Source organism: Knoellia sinensis KCTC 19936 (genome assembly GCF_000768705.1).
In the GTDB taxonomy this organism is placed as follows: Bacteria; Actinomycetota; Actinomycetes; order Actinomycetales; family Dermatophilaceae; genus Knoellia; species Knoellia sinensis.
In genome coordinates, this window is the sequence record NZ_AVPJ01000014.1 from 15,627 (window position 1) to 30,950 (window position 15,324).

General features: G+C 67.3%; 15 protein-coding genes. 5 read left to right on the forward strand and 10 right to left on the reverse strand.

The genetic code is table 11. The features are described 5' to 3' along the window. Positions 1-141: 141 nt before the first annotated feature. Positions 142-690 (reverse strand): amino-acid N-acetyltransferase, encoded by a 549-nt coding sequence (locus N802_RS15120; RefSeq protein WP_084072260.1) that lies wholly within the window; start codon positions 688-690, stop codon positions 142-144. 100 nt (positions 691-790) lie between these two features. Then, entirely contained in the window at positions 791-2,206 is a 1,416-nt protein-coding gene (locus N802_RS15125) for an LVIVD repeat-containing protein (protein WP_035917867.1), read from the reverse strand. A gap of 181 nt (positions 2,207-2,387) precedes the next feature. Between N802_RS15125 and N802_RS15130 the strand changes: the two genes are divergently transcribed. Further along, positions 2,388-3,068, forward strand: coding sequence for a DUF305 domain-containing protein (locus N802_RS15130; protein ID WP_035917869.1), 681 nt, complete (start codon positions 2,388-2,390; stop codon positions 3,066-3,068). Positions 3,069-3,246: 178 nt separating this feature from the next. On the opposite strand, the gene N802_RS15135 is transcribed toward N802_RS15130, so the two are convergent. From N802_RS15135 to N802_RS15165, 7 genes are all read right to left on the reverse strand, one after another. Further along, positions 3,247-5,796, reverse strand: coding sequence for an ATP-dependent Clp protease ATP-binding subunit (locus tag N802_RS15135; RefSeq protein ID WP_035917870.1), 2,550 nt, complete (start codon positions 5,794-5,796; stop codon positions 3,247-3,249). A gap of 204 nt (positions 5,797-6,000) precedes the next feature. Continuing rightward, complete coding sequence (locus N802_RS15140; protein WP_035917872.1) at positions 6,001-6,384, reverse strand: type II toxin-antitoxin system VapC family toxin; 384 nt, start codon at positions 6,382-6,384, stop codon at positions 6,001-6,003. Continuing rightward, complete coding sequence (locus N802_RS20005; RefSeq protein ID WP_084072262.1) at positions 6,381-6,671, reverse strand: type II toxin-antitoxin system Phd/YefM family antitoxin; 291 nt, start codon at positions 6,669-6,671, stop codon at positions 6,381-6,383. Before N802_RS20005 ends, N802_RS15140 begins: the two co-directional genes overlap by 4 nt. A 65-nt stretch (positions 6,672-6,736) precedes the next feature. Further along, complete coding sequence (locus N802_RS19635) at positions 6,737-7,309, reverse strand: hypothetical protein (RefSeq protein ID WP_156971444.1); 573 nt, start codon at positions 7,307-7,309, stop codon at positions 6,737-6,739. A 478-nt stretch (positions 7,310-7,787) separates the two neighbouring features. Then, positions 7,788-8,468 carry a slipin family protein gene (locus N802_RS15155; RefSeq protein ID WP_052110016.1) on the reverse strand — a complete coding sequence of 227 codons (681 nt, stop codon included), beginning with the start codon at positions 8,466-8,468 and terminating at the stop codon, positions 7,788-7,790. A gap of 373 nt (positions 8,469-8,841) precedes the next feature. Beyond that, positions 8,842-9,534 carry a DUF4328 domain-containing protein gene (locus tag N802_RS19640; RefSeq protein WP_084072263.1) on the reverse strand — a complete coding sequence of 231 codons (693 nt, stop codon included), beginning with the start codon at positions 9,532-9,534 and terminating at the stop codon, positions 8,842-8,844. Positions 9,535-9,683: 149 nt separating this feature from the next. Beyond that, entirely contained in the window at positions 9,684-10,520 is an 837-nt protein-coding gene (locus N802_RS15165) for an Fpg/Nei family DNA glycosylase (protein WP_035917875.1), read from the reverse strand. 34 nt (positions 10,521-10,554) lie between these two features. Here N802_RS15165 and N802_RS15170 point away from each other — a divergent pair, with 34 nt between their 5' ends. From N802_RS15170 to N802_RS15180, 3 genes are all read left to right on the forward strand, one after another. After that, a complete protein-coding gene (locus N802_RS15170) occupies positions 10,555-11,199 on the forward strand; it encodes a PadR family transcriptional regulator (protein ID WP_035917878.1) in 645 nt (214 codons plus the stop codon). 237 nt (positions 11,200-11,436) lie between these two features. After that, positions 11,437-12,501: a daunorubicin resistance protein DrrA family ABC transporter ATP-binding protein gene (locus N802_RS15175; protein ID WP_035917959.1), complete on the forward strand. Its 1,065-nt coding sequence runs from the start codon at positions 11,437-11,439 to the stop codon at positions 12,499-12,501. Next, entirely contained in the window at positions 12,501-13,256 is a 756-nt protein-coding gene (locus N802_RS15180; RefSeq protein ID WP_035917880.1) for an ABC transporter permease, read from the forward strand. The genes N802_RS15175 and N802_RS15180 overlap by 1 nt, the downstream gene beginning before the upstream one ends. A 146-nt stretch (positions 13,257-13,402) precedes the next feature. Here the strand turns inward: N802_RS15180 and ku are convergent, their stop codons facing one another. Next, entirely contained in the window at positions 13,403-14,302 is a 900-nt protein-coding gene (ku, locus tag N802_RS15185; RefSeq protein ID WP_035917883.1) for a non-homologous end joining protein Ku, read from the reverse strand. Positions 14,303-14,440: 138 nt separating this feature from the next. On the opposite strand from ku, the gene N802_RS15190 reads away from it, so the two are divergent. Then, positions 14,441-15,199, forward strand: coding sequence for a hypothetical protein (locus N802_RS15190; protein ID WP_052110018.1), 759 nt, complete (start codon positions 14,441-14,443; stop codon positions 15,197-15,199). Positions 15,200-15,324: the final 125 nt, after the last annotated feature.

Sequence of the window (15,324 nt, forward strand, 5' to 3'; positions counted from 1 at the left end):
ATCAGCGTCAGACAGACGAATAGCCCCACTATTCCGCGAACCCGGGTTCCCACGCCCAGCATGGGCAAACAATACTCCAGTCCGTCTCGGCACACAATCATTCGGCGTGATGGGGCCGGGTGGGGACCCGAATGAAGCGATTCAGAGGACTCGGAGCATACGCGTGTTTCCCAGAGTGTTCGGTTTGACCCGCTCGAGGTCGAGGAACTCCGCCACACCCTCGTCATAGGAGCGCAGCAATTCGGCGTAGACCTCGGGCTCGACCGCCTGCCCCTCGATCGGCGCGAACCCGTGCCGCCCGAAAAATTCCGTCTCGAAGGTCAGGCAGAACAGCCGCTCCACACCGAGTTCATGGGCCCGCTCGACGAGCCGCTCGAGAATCCGCGACCCGATTCCCTGCCCCAGGGCTGCCTTCGCCACGGCCAGGGTGCGGATCTCGGCGAGGTCCTCCCACAGCACGTGCACCGCACCGCAGCCCAGCATTTCGCCGTCACGTTCGGCGACCACGAAGTCTCCGACGGATTCGTAGTACGCCACCGACTCCTTCTGCAGCAGGACTCGGTCCGCCGCCAACGGTGCGACGAGCGCCCGCATCGCACGCACGTCCGCGGTCCGTGCCGGCCGAATTCGTATGCCGTCCGCCCCAGCCGGGACATCGGGTGCGGTGGGCGCGGAGGGCGTGGACGGCATACGAAGGATTATCGCGGCATACGCAAGGACCGGCCGCCCGCGCACGAAGCGCGGACGGCCGGTCCGTTCAGAGAGCCGAGGTGGGCCCTCCGTGTGCGAGTCAGCGCTTGGGGTAGACCGGCTGGCTCTGCGGGTTGAGCTCGTTCATCTTCACCTTGTCGGCCTGCTTGAGGCTCGGGTTGGTGATCTTGAGGACGTCGAAGCCCTTGCCGAGGTCGGAGGAGTAGACGTGGCCGTTGTAGTAGTACGACGACCAGGTGCCTCCGCCGCCACCGCCGACGTTGCCGTTCGGACCGCGCTCGAAGTACTCGAGCTCACGCGGGTTCTCCGAGTCGGTGAAGTCCCAGACCGACGTGCCACCCATGTACCAGGACTGCACCATGACGTCGCGTCCCGGGAGCGGGATGAGCGAGCCGTTGTGGGCGACGCAGTTCTCGTTGTCGTTCTGGTGACGCGAGATCTTGAAGTAGTTCTTGAACGTCAGCTGGTTGTCGGACGACAGGTCGTAGATCGCGTTGGCGCCCCGTGTCGGGCCGAGCTTCACGTTGCAGGTCCCGAGGCCACCGCCACCGAGCTCGTCGGTGAAGACGACCTTGGTGCCCGTGTTGTTGAACGTGGCCGAGTGCCAGAACGCGAAGTTCGCCGTGTCCCGAACGGTCTCGATGACCTTCGGGGCCTCCGGGTTGGCGATGTCGATGATGACGCCGTCACCCATGCACGCACCAGCCGCGATCTTCTTGGACGGGTAGGCGGTGATGTCGTGGCAGCCGCTGGTGGTGCGGTAGTTGTTGGTGCCCTCGGTGCCGCCGGGGTTGCCACCATCGGGGAAGAGGTTCGGAGCGTCGACCACCGCAGCCGCGGTCGGGTCCGCCTTGGGAACCTTGACGATGCTGATCAGGTCATGGGGCGGCTGGCAGTCCGGGAAGTCCTCGTTGGGCGAGTACGACGACACGTAGATGTAGTCGTGGTCCGCGCTCGGGACGAGCGTGTTGGTGTGCGAGCCGCACTTCGTCTCGACGGCCTTGATGTATTCCGGGTTCTTGGGGTCGGACACGTCGAAGATCTTGATGCCCTCCCACGACTCCTTGACCTCTGCGGACTGCGTCGTCGACGCGCACGACGTGTCGCTGCGCGAGGAGTCGGTGGACAGGTAGAGCAGGTCGCCGGAGATCGTGATGTCGTTCTGCGAACCCGGGCAGCTGACGCGGGCGAGCACCTCGGGCGACGCGGGCGTCGAGATGTCGAAGATGACAAAGCCGTCGTAGTTGCCGACGAACGCCTTGTCGCCCGAGAAGGCGATGTCGCTTCCGGTGGCGTCGACGGGGGTGACGTGCGGGGTGTTGAACAGATGCTTGACGTTCTTGCTGTGGCCGATCTGGTCCGGTGCGAGCTCGAGGCCGGACTTGCCGACTGCCGGCTCTGGGACGTCGCCGGCAGTGCTGGCCGAGGCGACCCCCACGCCAGTGGTGGCGATCGCGGCGATTGCCCCGATGGCCACGCTACGGAAAAACCTCATCGTTCCTCCTCCGTTGGCGGCAACCACGATGCGGCGACCCCCAGGTGAATGTGCGGTGCCGCCAACCCTTTCGGAGAAAGTTCCATCGTTGGGTAAAGGGAGAGTAAGAAATTCACTACTCACGAGTTCTTCCCGCCGGAGAGCGGGCATGTCGGCTGGAAGGCGAACTACAGTGCGGCGCATGCTTCTTCACCGCCGCGTCACCGTCACCCTCCTCGCGGCTGCCCTGACGGTGGGCCTGAGTGGGTGCTCCGGCGACGACAACGTGGCGGTGCCGGAACGGACAGGAGCCGCCCCCAGCGGGTCCGTCATCCAGCCCGGCCTGCCGGGAGAACCCAACGCCACCCTCACTGGCAGCGCCGCCATGCCGAGCCACACGGCCACCGTTGCGCCCACCGATGTGGCCTTCTATCAGGACATGATCGTCCACCATTCACAGGCGATCGTCATGGTCGAGACGGCCATGCCACGCCTGTCCGACACGCAGGTGAAGGCGCTGGCCTCCCGCATGGCGGACGAGCAGAAGCCCGAGATCATGGCCATGAAGACGTGGCTCGAGGAGCGCAAGCAGGAGGTCCCGCCACAGGCGACGAACCCGCGCCTCGGCGATCACGACCATGCGGACATGCCGGGCATGGCGACGCCGGCTCAGCTCGCCGAGCTCGGCCGGGCGAGCGGCGTGGTCGCGGACCGGATGTTCCTCACCCTCATGACGAAGCACCACCAGGGCGCCATCGACATGGTCCGCGAGCACGGGAAGCACGCCGGCGAGGAGATCGTCGGCGAGATGGCCGCCGACATGAACGTCACCCAGACCAAGCAGATCGACCAGATGCAGAGCATGCTCGCCCGCCTCGCCTGACTTTCGACTTTGTGCCCCAATGGGACACGATCCGGCGGCCGAAGGCCTCCGTCGGCGTGTCCCATTGGGGCACAAAGTCGGGGAGGGGAGCAACACAAAGGCGGCGTATGCCGGGGACTTGCGTCCCGGCATACGCCGCCTTGTCGTTCGGTCGGGTCCCCTCAGGTGACCCTGGTGATCACTCGCCCGAGGTGGCCGCGGCCGTCCCGGTGGCGGGTGGGGCCGAGGAACCAGCGGTGACGACCGGCACCTCGATGGCCGCGGAGTGCGCGGTGCCCTCGAAGGTGAAGGTGTCCTCCTTGCCCTCGCCCGTCGCGTCGACCGCGACGATCTCGCCGGACTTCAACTCGCCGAAGAGGATCTTCTCCGACAGCACGTCCTCGATCTCGCGCTGGATCGTGCGACGCAGCGGTCGCGCACCCAGCACGGGGTCGTAGCCGCGCTTGGCAAGCAGAGCCTTGGCCGCGGGCGTGAGCTCGATGCCCATGTCCTTGTCCTTGAGGCGCTTGTCCAGCTTGGCGATCTCGAGGTCGACGATCTGGATGATCTCGTCGCGGGTCAGCTGCGGGAAGACGATCGTGTCGTCGACGCGGTTGAGGAACTCGGGACGGAAGTGCTGCTTGAGCTCGTCCGTGACCTTGTTCTTCATGCGCTCGTAGCTGCTCTGGGTGTCCGGTCCGGCGGTGAAGCCGAGGGCGCCCTTGGAGATGTCGCGCGTGCCGAGGTTGGTCGTCATGATGATGACGGTGTTCTTGAAGTCGACCATCCGACCCTGGGAGTCGGTGAGGCGGCCGTCCTCGAGCACCTGCAGCAGGCTGTTGAAGATCTCCGGGTGGGCCTTCTCGACCTCGTCGAAGAGCACGACCGAGAACGGCTTGCGCCGCACCTTCTCGGTGAGCTGGCCACCCTCTTCGTAGCCGACGTAGCCGGGAGGCGAACCGAAGAGCCGCGAGACAGTGTGCTTCTCGCTGAACTCCGACATGTCGAGCTGGATGAGGCTGTCCTCGTCACCGAAGAGGAACTCGGCGAGCGTCTTGGCGAGCTCGGTCTTTCCGACACCCGTGGGGCCGGCGAAGATGAACGAGCCACCGGGGCGACGCGGATCCTTGAGGCCGGCGCGCGTGCGGCGGATCGCCTGCGAGAGAGCCTTGATGGCGTCGTCCATGCCGACGACGCGCTTGTGCAGCTCGTCCTCCATGTGGAGCAGTCTGCTCGACTCCTCCTCGGTGAGCTTGAAGACCGGGATGCCGGTGGAGGCAGCCAGGACCTCGGCGATGAGCTCCTCGTCGACCTCGGCGACGACGTCGAGGTCGCCGCTCTTCCACTCGGTCTCGCGGCGCTGCTTCTCGGCGCGCAGGTTCTTCTCGTCGTCGCGCAGGCGCGCGGCCTTCTCGAAGTCCTGCCCGTCGATCGCCGACTCCTTCTCGCGCACGACGGCCTGGATCTTCTCGTCGAACTCGCGCAGGTCTGGCGGTGCGGTCATGCGGCGGATGCGCAACCGGGCGCCGGCCTCGTCGATGAGGTCGATGGCCTTGTCGGGGAGGAAGCGGTCGTTGACGTAGCGGTCGGCCATGTTGGCCGCCGCGACGAGCGCGCCGTCGGTGATCGAGACGCGGTGGTGCGCCTCGTAGCGGTCGCGCAGACCCTTGAGGATCTCGATGGCGTGGGCCAGCGTCGGCTCGGCCACCTGGATCGGCTGGAAGCGGCGCTCGAGGGCGGCGTCCTTCTCGATGTGCTTGCGGTATTCGTCCAGCGTCGTCGCACCGATGACCTGGAGCTCACCGCGGGCCAGCATCGGCTTGAGGATCGAGGCTGCGTCGATCGCGCCCTCGGCCGCACCGGCACCGACGAGCGTGTGGATCTCATCGATGAACAGGACGATGTCGCCGCGGGTGCGGATCTCCTTGAGGACCTTCTTGAGGCGCTCCTCGAAGTCACCGCGGTAGCGGCTTCCGGCGACGAGCGCGCCGAGATCGAGGGTGTAGAGCTGCTTGTCCTTGAGGGTCTCGGGCACCTCGCCGCGCACGATGTCCTGGGCGAGGCCCTCGACGACGGCGGTCTTGCCGACGCCGGGCTCTCCGATGAGGACCGGGTTGTTCTTGGTGCGGCGGGACAGCACCTGCATGACCCGCTCGATCTCCTTCTCACGCCCGATGACCGGGTCGAGCTTGCCCTCGCGGGCAGCCACGGTGAGGTTGCGACCGAACTGGTCGAGCACGAGCGAACCGGCGGGCGTGCCCTCGGCGGGACCGCCCTGACCGACACCGGCCGTGGCGCCCTCCTTGCCACCCTGGTAGCCCGAGATGAGCTGGATGACCTGCTGGCGCACACGACCGAGGTCGGCGCCGAGCTTGACGAGGACCTGCGCGGCGACGCCCTCGCCCTCGCGGATCAGACCGAGCAGGATGTGCTCGGTGCCGATGTAGTTGTGGCCGAGCTGGAGCGCCTCGCGGAGGCTGAGCTCGAGGACCTTCTTGGCGCGGGGCGTGAAGGGGATGTGTCCGGTCGGAGCCTGCTGGCCCTGGCCGATGATCTCCTGGACCTGCTCGCGGACGGCATCGAGAGAGATCCCCAGGCTCTCCAGGGCCTTGCTGGCGACACCCTCACCCTCGTGGATGAGACCGAGCAGGATGTGCTCGGTGCCGATGTAGTTGTGGTTGAGCAGCCGCGCCTCTTCCTGAGCGAGGACGACCACCCGTCGGGCCCGGTCGGTGAACCGTTCGAACATTGCTGGCTCCTGACTGATTGCTGCGTCACCTCGATGCTATCTCCGCTCCCTGTATGCCGTGCTCGTCCTTTCACAGGGACGGTCACCGAATCGGGATGGTCGGGGCCACAGCTGAGGTGTGTCATGGCGTCCAACGCAGCGGGCCTACATCGTGTTCCACGGGGTGAGCCGAGGCGACTCATGTTCGCTCTCGGCGGATTCCCGTCATGACCGGGCGTCGATGACCCAGTCGAGGTCGAGGTCAAGCAGCCGCCGATCAGCCGTGGCGAGCTGACACCGCTCCACAGCGGCTTGGGCGAGGAGCACCCTGTCGAAAGGGTCGTGGCGGGCCAGAGACGTGAAGCGCTCGACGCCCACCGCATGTTCGGGAGTGAGTGGCAGGGCGACCAGGCCCTGCTCGACGAAGATCCGATCGAGATCATCGGGCACGTCGATCCGACCGATCATCCGCTTGACCGATGTCTCCACGAGGGAGATGGGGGAGAAGTAGACCGTCGCGGCCGACTCGAGGGCGCGTCGTGCGCTGGGCCCGATGCGCCCCGGGTCGTGCAGGAGCCAGAGAGCCACATGGGTGTCGAGCAGGATCACGCGTCGACGTCCTGCGCCTCGCCGAGACCTGGTTCGTCATGCGGTGATTCATCGTTCAGGGACTCGTCCCACATCCGGGCGATGTCGGCGTCCGCCGCGTCGAAGGCCTCGTAGTCGATGGTGACCTCACCGACCAGCCCACCGAAGACGATGTCCGCGCGAGTGACCGCGGTCAGCTCGGCGATGGGCTTGCCCGCCTTGGCGATGACGATGCGTTCGCCCGCCTGGGCACGCTCGAGTAGCCGAGACAGGTGCGTCTTGGCCTCTTGGATGTTCACCATCGTCATGCACCCAGACTACTGAACCAGACCAGACCAGACCAGACCGAAGTCTGGCCGCGCAGAGCCTCGGGTCAGCCGGAGCGGCCGGTCTTGAGGATGCGGAGCGTCTCGTTGCCCGCCTTGTCGGCGATCACCATGACCCGATCGCCCTCGGCCAACGTCGACACCCCGTCCCTCAGGCGCTCGCGAGTGTCGTCGCCGATCGTGTACTTCACGGAGACGCCGTCATCACTCCTGACCGTGACCGTTTCCTCCGTGACAGCAGTGACCTCACCGTTCTGGAACACGAGCGTTCGCGTGTTCGTGCCGTCGCCCGGCACGATGACCTCACCGCGAAGGGCCCCGTCCGTGCCCGGGGCTCCCAGACCTGGCAGGCCCAAGTCGGGCAGCTCGTCGGCATCTCCGCGGTTCGGACCACCGCGTCGCTCCTGGCCCGGCGGCATCCGGTCCGGCCCGCGCTCCCCGGGATCCATCCGCTCGGGCATCGGTCCCCGCTGGGAGTCCCGGGCCCACCATCCCCCGTCGCGGTCGTCACCGAAGGCGCGGACGAACCCGCCGACCACCAGGCCGGCCATGAGCAGGCCGATGAGCCCCAGGCTCACGCCCGCCACGATGACGGCAACCTTGCCGCCCGTCGTGGACACGGCGTCCCCCCACATCGACCGTCGCGCCACCGGGGCCACCGGGGCCACCGGGGCCGCCGGCGCGGCCGGCGCGGCCGGCGCGGACGAAGGGGTTGCCCCTTGCTGCGTCGGCTGGCCAGGTGGAGGTGCCGGTGCGGCCTCTGACTGCGCCGGACCGGTCGACGCCTCCTCGGGCTCCGCAGGAGGAGCTGGTTCCGGGGGAGGCGCGGACGGGTCGGACTGAGGCGACGAGGATTCTGGACGGTCCGGCTGCTCTGGGGTCTGGCTCATGGGAGGTCCCTTCCGCTCACCACGAGCATGTCCCCCCAACCTGTGACACAGCCGCGAATCGGCTCGGAAGCCGCTGCGTCCCCCGAAGCCTTGCGTCCGCGGGTGTGGCCGCAATGGCGACCACACCCGCGGACGGGGGCGGACGGCATACGGGGAAGGTCCGCAGGATGGGTCGCAATGGCAACCCATCCTGCGGACGCAGCCGACCTCAGTCCGCGTCGCCGCCGACGCCGCCAGACTCGCCGACCCTGACGACGAGCTGCGCGCCGTACGGCATCGCCTGGACCAGACGCATCCGGGCCAGCGCCGGATGGTCGTCGAGCAGCTTCGCGCCGTTGGCGAGCGAACGCAGCGCCGCCGTCTCGGCACGAGCCATCTCGAGCTGGGCGGCACCCCGCTGCCGTGCCGTCGCGAGCTCGAGCGTCGCCGCTCGCACCTCACTCGGGAGGATGACGTCCTTGACGACGACCTCGGTGGCCGCGACCCCGACCGGTCGGGCCACCGAGGCGACCGCCGCTGTGAGGGCGGCGGCGTCGAGGCCGGCACCACGCTGCGAGACCGTCTCGAGCGTCAGCCCGGCGACGGCGTCGCGCAGCGCGACCTGCGTCGCGAGGTAGACCAGACCGAGCGGATCGGTCGCGCGCTCCAGCCACGCGATCGGGTCCGCGACGGTCCACCGCACCGCTGCCGAGACGCGCACCTGCACGCCGTCGACGGTGAGGATCTCCTGCGGGGAGACGGCGAGCAGCTGCTCGCGCAGGTCCACCTGACGGTAGGTCGCCCGCCACACCCGAGCGTGTCGGCCCGGCTCGAGCACCCGCTGGGGGGTGCCGTCGACGTACTCGACTGCGGCGGTGTGGGCCGGGACGGTGATGTGGAACAGGATCATGGGCAACCTCCTTCAGGGTGCGCCGGGATGGTGTGGGCGGCGGACGCGACGGGTCAACGGCTGGCAATGGCGCCGGTCGGCGGATCGCCGCGCGGGGCGCCGGGCGTCTCCCTGACCACCCGGGCCGCAGAGCGCGACGATCCGTGACCCGACCGGCACCACGTGTGAACCGGGAGTCGAACCCGAGCCTTTGCGGGGCATGCCAGTTGTGGATCCCATCGACGAGAGGCGATGCGCAGGACCGGGGTGCGGCACGCCGCTCCGACTGCTTCCTCTCGTCTGTCCGTGGTCCAGTGTGGAGATTCCCGTATGCCGTCCGCCACCGAATTTCCCTGCCCCCACCTCCCGCTCGCCTCAGGGGAGGGCCAACGGGTCAGGCGCGCGGGGTGGCGTTCTCCTGGTCGCGCACGATGGAGAGGACGAGCTTGGCCCAGAGTGCGAAGGCAATGGCCCACGCCACGGCGTGCACCACGTTGAACACGGGGAGCAGCCCCACACCCGAGCCGTCGCCGCTCATCGCCACCCGGTCGGATGCCTGACTCGCGACGAGGCCGACGAGCCAGGCCGTCCACCAGATGCCGACCTGTCGGTTGTCCTTCATGGCGGGCGAACTGCCCTTGCTCAGGTCGCCGAGGATCTGGCGCGGGAACCACAACGAGACGAACGGGACGATCCAGCCGAGCGTGTCCCAGACCTGGCTTCGGCGGAAGTGGAAGCCGGGCCGGATGTTCTGGGTGTTGGCGCGTGCCTTGCCGAGCCAGACGGCCGTCAACACCCAGGCGATCAGCATGGCGATCGTCCACGGGAGAGCCAGGAGGTCGTACGCCGTGAGGGTGTCCGCGGACGTCCCCGTCGCGTCGATGGCCTCTTGGTAGTCGTTGGCAGCCGCAAACGATGTGGCGGCCAGGGCGATGGTGAGGAGCAGGGCCAGGCCACCCATCGCCAAGGTCGCCATGGCGAGTCCCCGGGTTGACCGGACCTTCGGCGGCCCCCATGCCGCCGGTGGTGATGACAACAGGGCGCCCTGTGGGCTGGAAGGCGGCGCGGGTGGGTAGAACTCGGTCATGGTGTCCCCCTGATCGGTATGAAGAGTCGGCACACCTTAGGCGGATCGCGCGGCTGAATGGGGCGGTGCCTCCCCAACGTCTGTGGAATCGGCGGTTCTAGCAACCGAATCCGCAGACGCAACGGGGCGGTGCTTGCGGGGGAGGGGAGTTAGCCGCGGCGTTGGCAGTTGCCGCACCAGAAGAGGTTGCGACCGGCGACGACCTGGGTCCTGATCCGCGAGCCGCAGACGTGGCAGGGCTCGCCGGCCCGACGGTAGACGTAGGACTCCCGCTCAGTGAGACGCACGTCCTCGCCCTCGTCCAGCAGTCGCGCCACATCCTCGACCTGATCGTGGACCGTGACGATCTTGGAGGTCGCAACGCCGAGCGGAAGCAGGGTCACGAACTCGTCCCACATGGCCCGCCAGTACTTGCGTTGGAGCTTGTTGCCGGGCCGAAAAGGGTTGACCCGCAACCGAAACAGCACCTCGGAGCGATAGACATTGCCGACGCCCGCGAGGACCGCCTGGTCCATGAGGAGCTCGGCGATGGGCTTGCCCGATCGTTGGATGCGTTTCCACGCGAGGTCCGGGTCGGAGCGAACATCACTGGGCCGCAACGGATCTGGCCCCAGTCGCGACAGGATCTCGTCGACCTTCTCCGGCGTCACGACATCGCACACCATGGGCCCCCGCAGGTCGGCGACGTGGGAATCGGTCGCGAAGCGGCACCGGACCTGACCGACGACAGGTGCGTCACCGGCATACGCGAGATTGTCGATTCGGAAGGTGCCGATGAGACCGAGGTGCACCCACAACCAGCGGTCCCCGCTGAACTCGACGAAGAGGTGCTTGCCCCACGACGTCGCACCGAGGACCTCATGCCCGCAGATCAGCGCAGCCCCTCCCGCGAACTTCCCCTGCGGGCTCGTCACGGCCGGCGAGGTGCCACGGAAGGCGTCGTCGAGATCGCGGGCAAGCGCATAGAGAGTGTGGCCTTCGGGCATGGGCCCATCATCGGCCACACCTAGACTTCATCTCATGGCAGCCACCGAGACCCGTCTGCTGCTGCTCGGCACCGTGATGCTCTTCGAGCCGGTGAACGGCTATCAGTTGCGCCGCGAGTTGCTCTCGTGGGAGGTCGACGAGTGGGCGCACGTGAACCCGGGATCGATCTACTCAGGACTCACGACGCTGGCCAAGCAGGGATTGCTCGACCGGCACGACCTTGTCGACGGCACTCGTGAGGTGGCGGTCTACACGAGTACGAAGGCGGGGCGTGAGGAGTTCTCGCGCATGTGGGTGTCGGCGATCGAGCAGGTGGATCCGTTGTCCCCGTTGCCTTTTCACACCGCGATCGCGCTGATGCCCCTCAATGACCGAGAGGTGGTGCGCGCGACCTTGCAGACGAGACTGGCACGCATCGATGCCACCGCGCGCGAGCAGATGTCGCGGAAGGGCGACATGTCGGCGTTCCCTCCGCACGTGCGTTCCTTGGCAGACCTCTGGATGGGTCTCATCCAGACCGACCGCGAGTGGGTCGTCAACCTGATCGGTCGCCTCGACCGTGGGGAACTCGCGCTGCAGGGCGACGAGTCGTCGTGGGCGCCACCGTCGGGCGACCCGGGGTGGCAGATGGCGAGTGATCGGGAGCGCTACCTCCGGTTGATCTCCGGGCGGAACTGAACCGGGCGGAACTGTGGAGGGCGACGGGGCGTTCATCTCTCGACGGACGTGCCGGGGCTGCCCGAGCCGCCGTCCATCCGCAGGGGAAATCCGAGCGACATTGTCAGTGGCTCCGCCTAGCCTCGATCGAGGTTGATTCATCGTGCTCGCAGGTCGAACGCCTGGGGTTTGACACCGGTTGTTCAATATTGAACACTGGCGTCTATTCAAGTTTGAACACCAATGAGGGAGATCGTCATGATCCACGCACGAGGACTCGTGCAGACCTTCCAGTCCAGGGAAGGCAAGAAGAAGACCGTGGTCCGCGCCGTCGACGGCGTCGACCTCGATGTCGCCGAGGGGGAGGTCGTCGGCTTCCTGGGCCCGAATGGCGCCGGCAAGACCACGACGCTGCGGATGCTCACGACCCTGCTTCGCCCCACCGAGGGCACTGCGACCGTCGCCGGCTACGACGTCGTCCGCGAGTCCGAGCAGGTTCGTCGGTCGATCGGCTATGTCTCGCAGGCCGGCGGTGCCTTCAGCGCCGCACGTGCCGGTGACGAGGTCGTCGACCACGGGATGCTCTACGGGATGAAGGAGTCGGCGGCCAAGGCTCGCGGTCAGGAGCTCTTCGAGCAGCTCGACCTCGACGGCCTGTGGACCCGCATGCCCAAGAACATGTCCGGCGGTCAGCGTCGGCGCCTCGACATCGTCATGGGGCTCATCCACGACCCGACGCTGGTCTTCCTCGACGAGCCGACGACGGGCCTCGACCCGCAGGCCCGCGCCAACCTCTGGGAGCACATCGCCGACCTCCGCCGCAAGCGTGGGGCGACGGTCTTCCTGACGACGCACTACCTCGACGAGGCGGACCACCTCAGCGACCGGATCATCATCATCGACCACGGTCGCATCGTCGCCTCGGACACCTCGGAGAACCTCAAGGCCAACGTCTCGGGTGACCTCGTCGACCTTGAGCTCAGCAGCGCGGCCGATGTGCAGAGTGCGGCGACGCGACTCGGCTCCATCGCGGAGGCCGCTCGTTCCGGAGGCGACCCGGTCGAGATCGAGGGAAACCACGTGCGGGCGCGGGTGGCCCGCGCGGGCCGCGCCGTCCCGGGCCTGCTCGCCGACCTCGGCACGGCCGGCATCACCCTCGAGTCGATCGAGGTGCACCGCCCGACCCTGGACGACGTCTTCCTCACCCTCACCGGTCGGTCGCTCCGGGACGCGCAGGAGACGACCAAGGACGACCAAGCGTCCGATGAGTCCGCCGATCACACCGAGCAGCCGGCCCTCGCCGGTGTCGGACAGGAGAAGTGATGACCTTCATTCGCGAGTGCTACATCGTCTTCCGCCGTCAGCTGCGGATGAACCTGCGCAACCCGGCCTGGGTCATCATCGGCATGCTCCAGCCGATCATGTATCTCTTCCTCTTCGGCCCGCTCCTCAAGCCGATCGTCCAGCAGCTCGGCGTCGACAACGAATACACGTTCTTCGTCCCGGGCATGCTCGTCCAGCTCGGCATCTTCGGTGCGTTCTTCGCCGGCTTCAGCCTCATCGGTGAGTGGCGTGAGGGAGTCATCGAGGCCGAGCGGGTCACCCCGGCCAGCCGTACGGCCCTGCTCGTCGGGCGTCTCATCCGCGACCTCATCCAGCTCTTTGTCCAGGCGCTGATCCTCGTCGGGCTCGGCTACGCGTTGGGCATGACCGGGTCTGCGCGTGGCATCGTCTTCGGCGTGCTCCTCACGATGCTCGTCGGTGGTGCGTGCGCCGCGGCCTCCAACGCGCTGGCACTGACGACCAAGTCCGAGGACGTCATGGCCCCGGTCATCAACATGGTGATGATGCCGGTGCTCCTGCTCTCCGGGATCCTCCTCCCGATGACGATGGGCCCGAAGTGGCTCCAGTCGGTGTCGGACTGGATGCCGTTCCGCTGGGTCACGGACGCGGTGCGCACGGGCTTTTCGGGCGAGTTCGCTCGCGACCCGATGATCTATGGCACGGCCTGGGCGGCAGTGCTGTTCGCCATTTCGCTGTGGTGGGGGACGTCGACCTTCCGCAAGGAGAACGCCTGAGTCTTGGGCCCCGCTGGGTGACGAAGACGCCTCTGTGTGCCGTGTGGACGGCATACAGAGGCGTCTTTTGTCGTGCCGTGCTGAGCAGCCGTGGCAGCGCGAACCAAGCCCCCACCGAACGCCTGGAACCGCGCTCGACTTGGCGCTCAGGAAGCCTTCTTGCTCGCCTTCTTGGTGGCGGTCTTCTTGGCCGCAGCCTTCTTCGCGGGCTTCTCGTCAGCCGCCGCAGCCTTGGGCGCCTTGGAAGCAGGCTTGGACGGAGCCTCGCCACGCGACGCCTTGGCCTTCTCGACCGACTTCGCCAGAGCAGCGAGCAGGTCGACGACCTCGCCCGACTCCTCGGCCTCGGCAGCCGGCGCCTGCACCTCGCCACCCTCGACCTTGGCCTTGACCAGGGCCTGGAGCGCGATGGCGTAGTCGTCCTCGTAGTCCTCGGCCTCGAAGTCGCCGGCCAACTGCTCGATGAGGAGCTTGGCCATGGCCATCTCCTTGTCAGTGGCCTCGGCGGCCTCGTCGACACTGGCGAAGTCAGCCTTGCGGATCTCGTCGGGCCAGAGCATGGTCTGCATGACGATGACCCCGTCGCGCACGCGCAGCACCGCCATCGTCATGCGGGTGCGGATCGAGACGGTGACGACGGCCATCCGGCCCTCGGACTCGAGCGCCTCGCGCAACAGGATGTAGGGCTTGGTCGCCGTCTTGTCCGGCTCGAGGTAGTAGCTCTTGTCGAGGAGCATCGGGTCGATCTGCTCCGACGGCACGAACTTCTCGACGTTGATCTCCTTGGAGGACTTGCTCGGCAGATCCTTGAAGTCCTCGTCGGTGAGGACGACCATGTCGCCGTCCTCGGTCTCGTAGCCCTTGGCGATGTCGTCGTAGGCGACCTCCTCGCCGTCGATCGAACAGGTCCGCTTGTACTTGATCCGACCGCCGTCCTCGCGGTGCACCTGCCGGAACTGCACGTCATGGTTCTCGGTGGCGGAGTAGAGCCGCACCGGAACGTTGACGAGTCCGAACGAGACCGCGCCCTTCCAGATCGCACGCATGGAACCACTGTATGCCGGTCGCGCCCGACCGTGGGCGGCTCACCGTCCGTGGAGGGCGGGCTCTGCGACGGCCTCGGACGGGTGAGTGCCCTAGGGTCGCGACCGGGCACAAGGACCACGGCACAGAGGGAGCAGTTCATGACCGACAAGAAGGTTGTCCGCGTAGAGAGCGAGGACAAGCCGGAGCGGGGGTCCGAGTGGGCGCCGACCGAGGGTGCGAACGCGCAGGCGACGAAGTTGCGCGTCATCGCCTTCGTGCTGTGGCTGCTGGCGATCGCCGCCGAGCTCTACCTGATCTTCGGGGTTCTCCTGTCCGGCCGCCCGGTCACCACTGCTGTCATGGTGATCCTGATCGTCGGACTGGTCATCATCGCGGCGCTCGCCATCGGTGGCTCGATGCTGTGGAAGAAGGCCAACCGTCTCGACCCGGCGCGCAAGAGCGAGACCGTGAAGTTCTTCGTGCAGAACCAGTTGGGCGCGCTCATGACCCTGCTCGCGTTCCTCCCGCTCATCGTCGTCATCCTCCTCGACAAGGACCTGAGCAAGGGGCAAAAGGCGCTCGCCGGCGGGATCGGCATCGTCCTGGCACTGGTGGCGACGTTCCTCGGTGCGGACTTCAACCCACCGTCGGTGGAGCAGTACACCCAGGAGCAGAACTCGGTCATCGACGCGGTGGGTGAGGACCACGTCTACTGGACCAAGCAGGGCGAGGTTTTCCACATCTGCGCTGAGGCCTCCGACCTGCAGCGCGAGTCCCGGGACAACACGATCTATGAGGGCACGGTCGCCGACGCGCACGCGGCCGGCAAGGAACGGCTCACCCTCAAGGTCGACCAGGAGCTCAAGCAGTGCGGGCTCGAGCCGGCGAACGCACCCGCCCCCAGCACAACGGGCTGAACGTGAGCGTGCGACTTTGTGCCCCAATGGGACAGGGCTCAACGGCCGAAGGCCTCCCTCCCTGTCCCATTGGGGCACAAAGTCGAAGGTGGGTTGGTGGGGTCTGGGTGCGACAGGATGGGGCT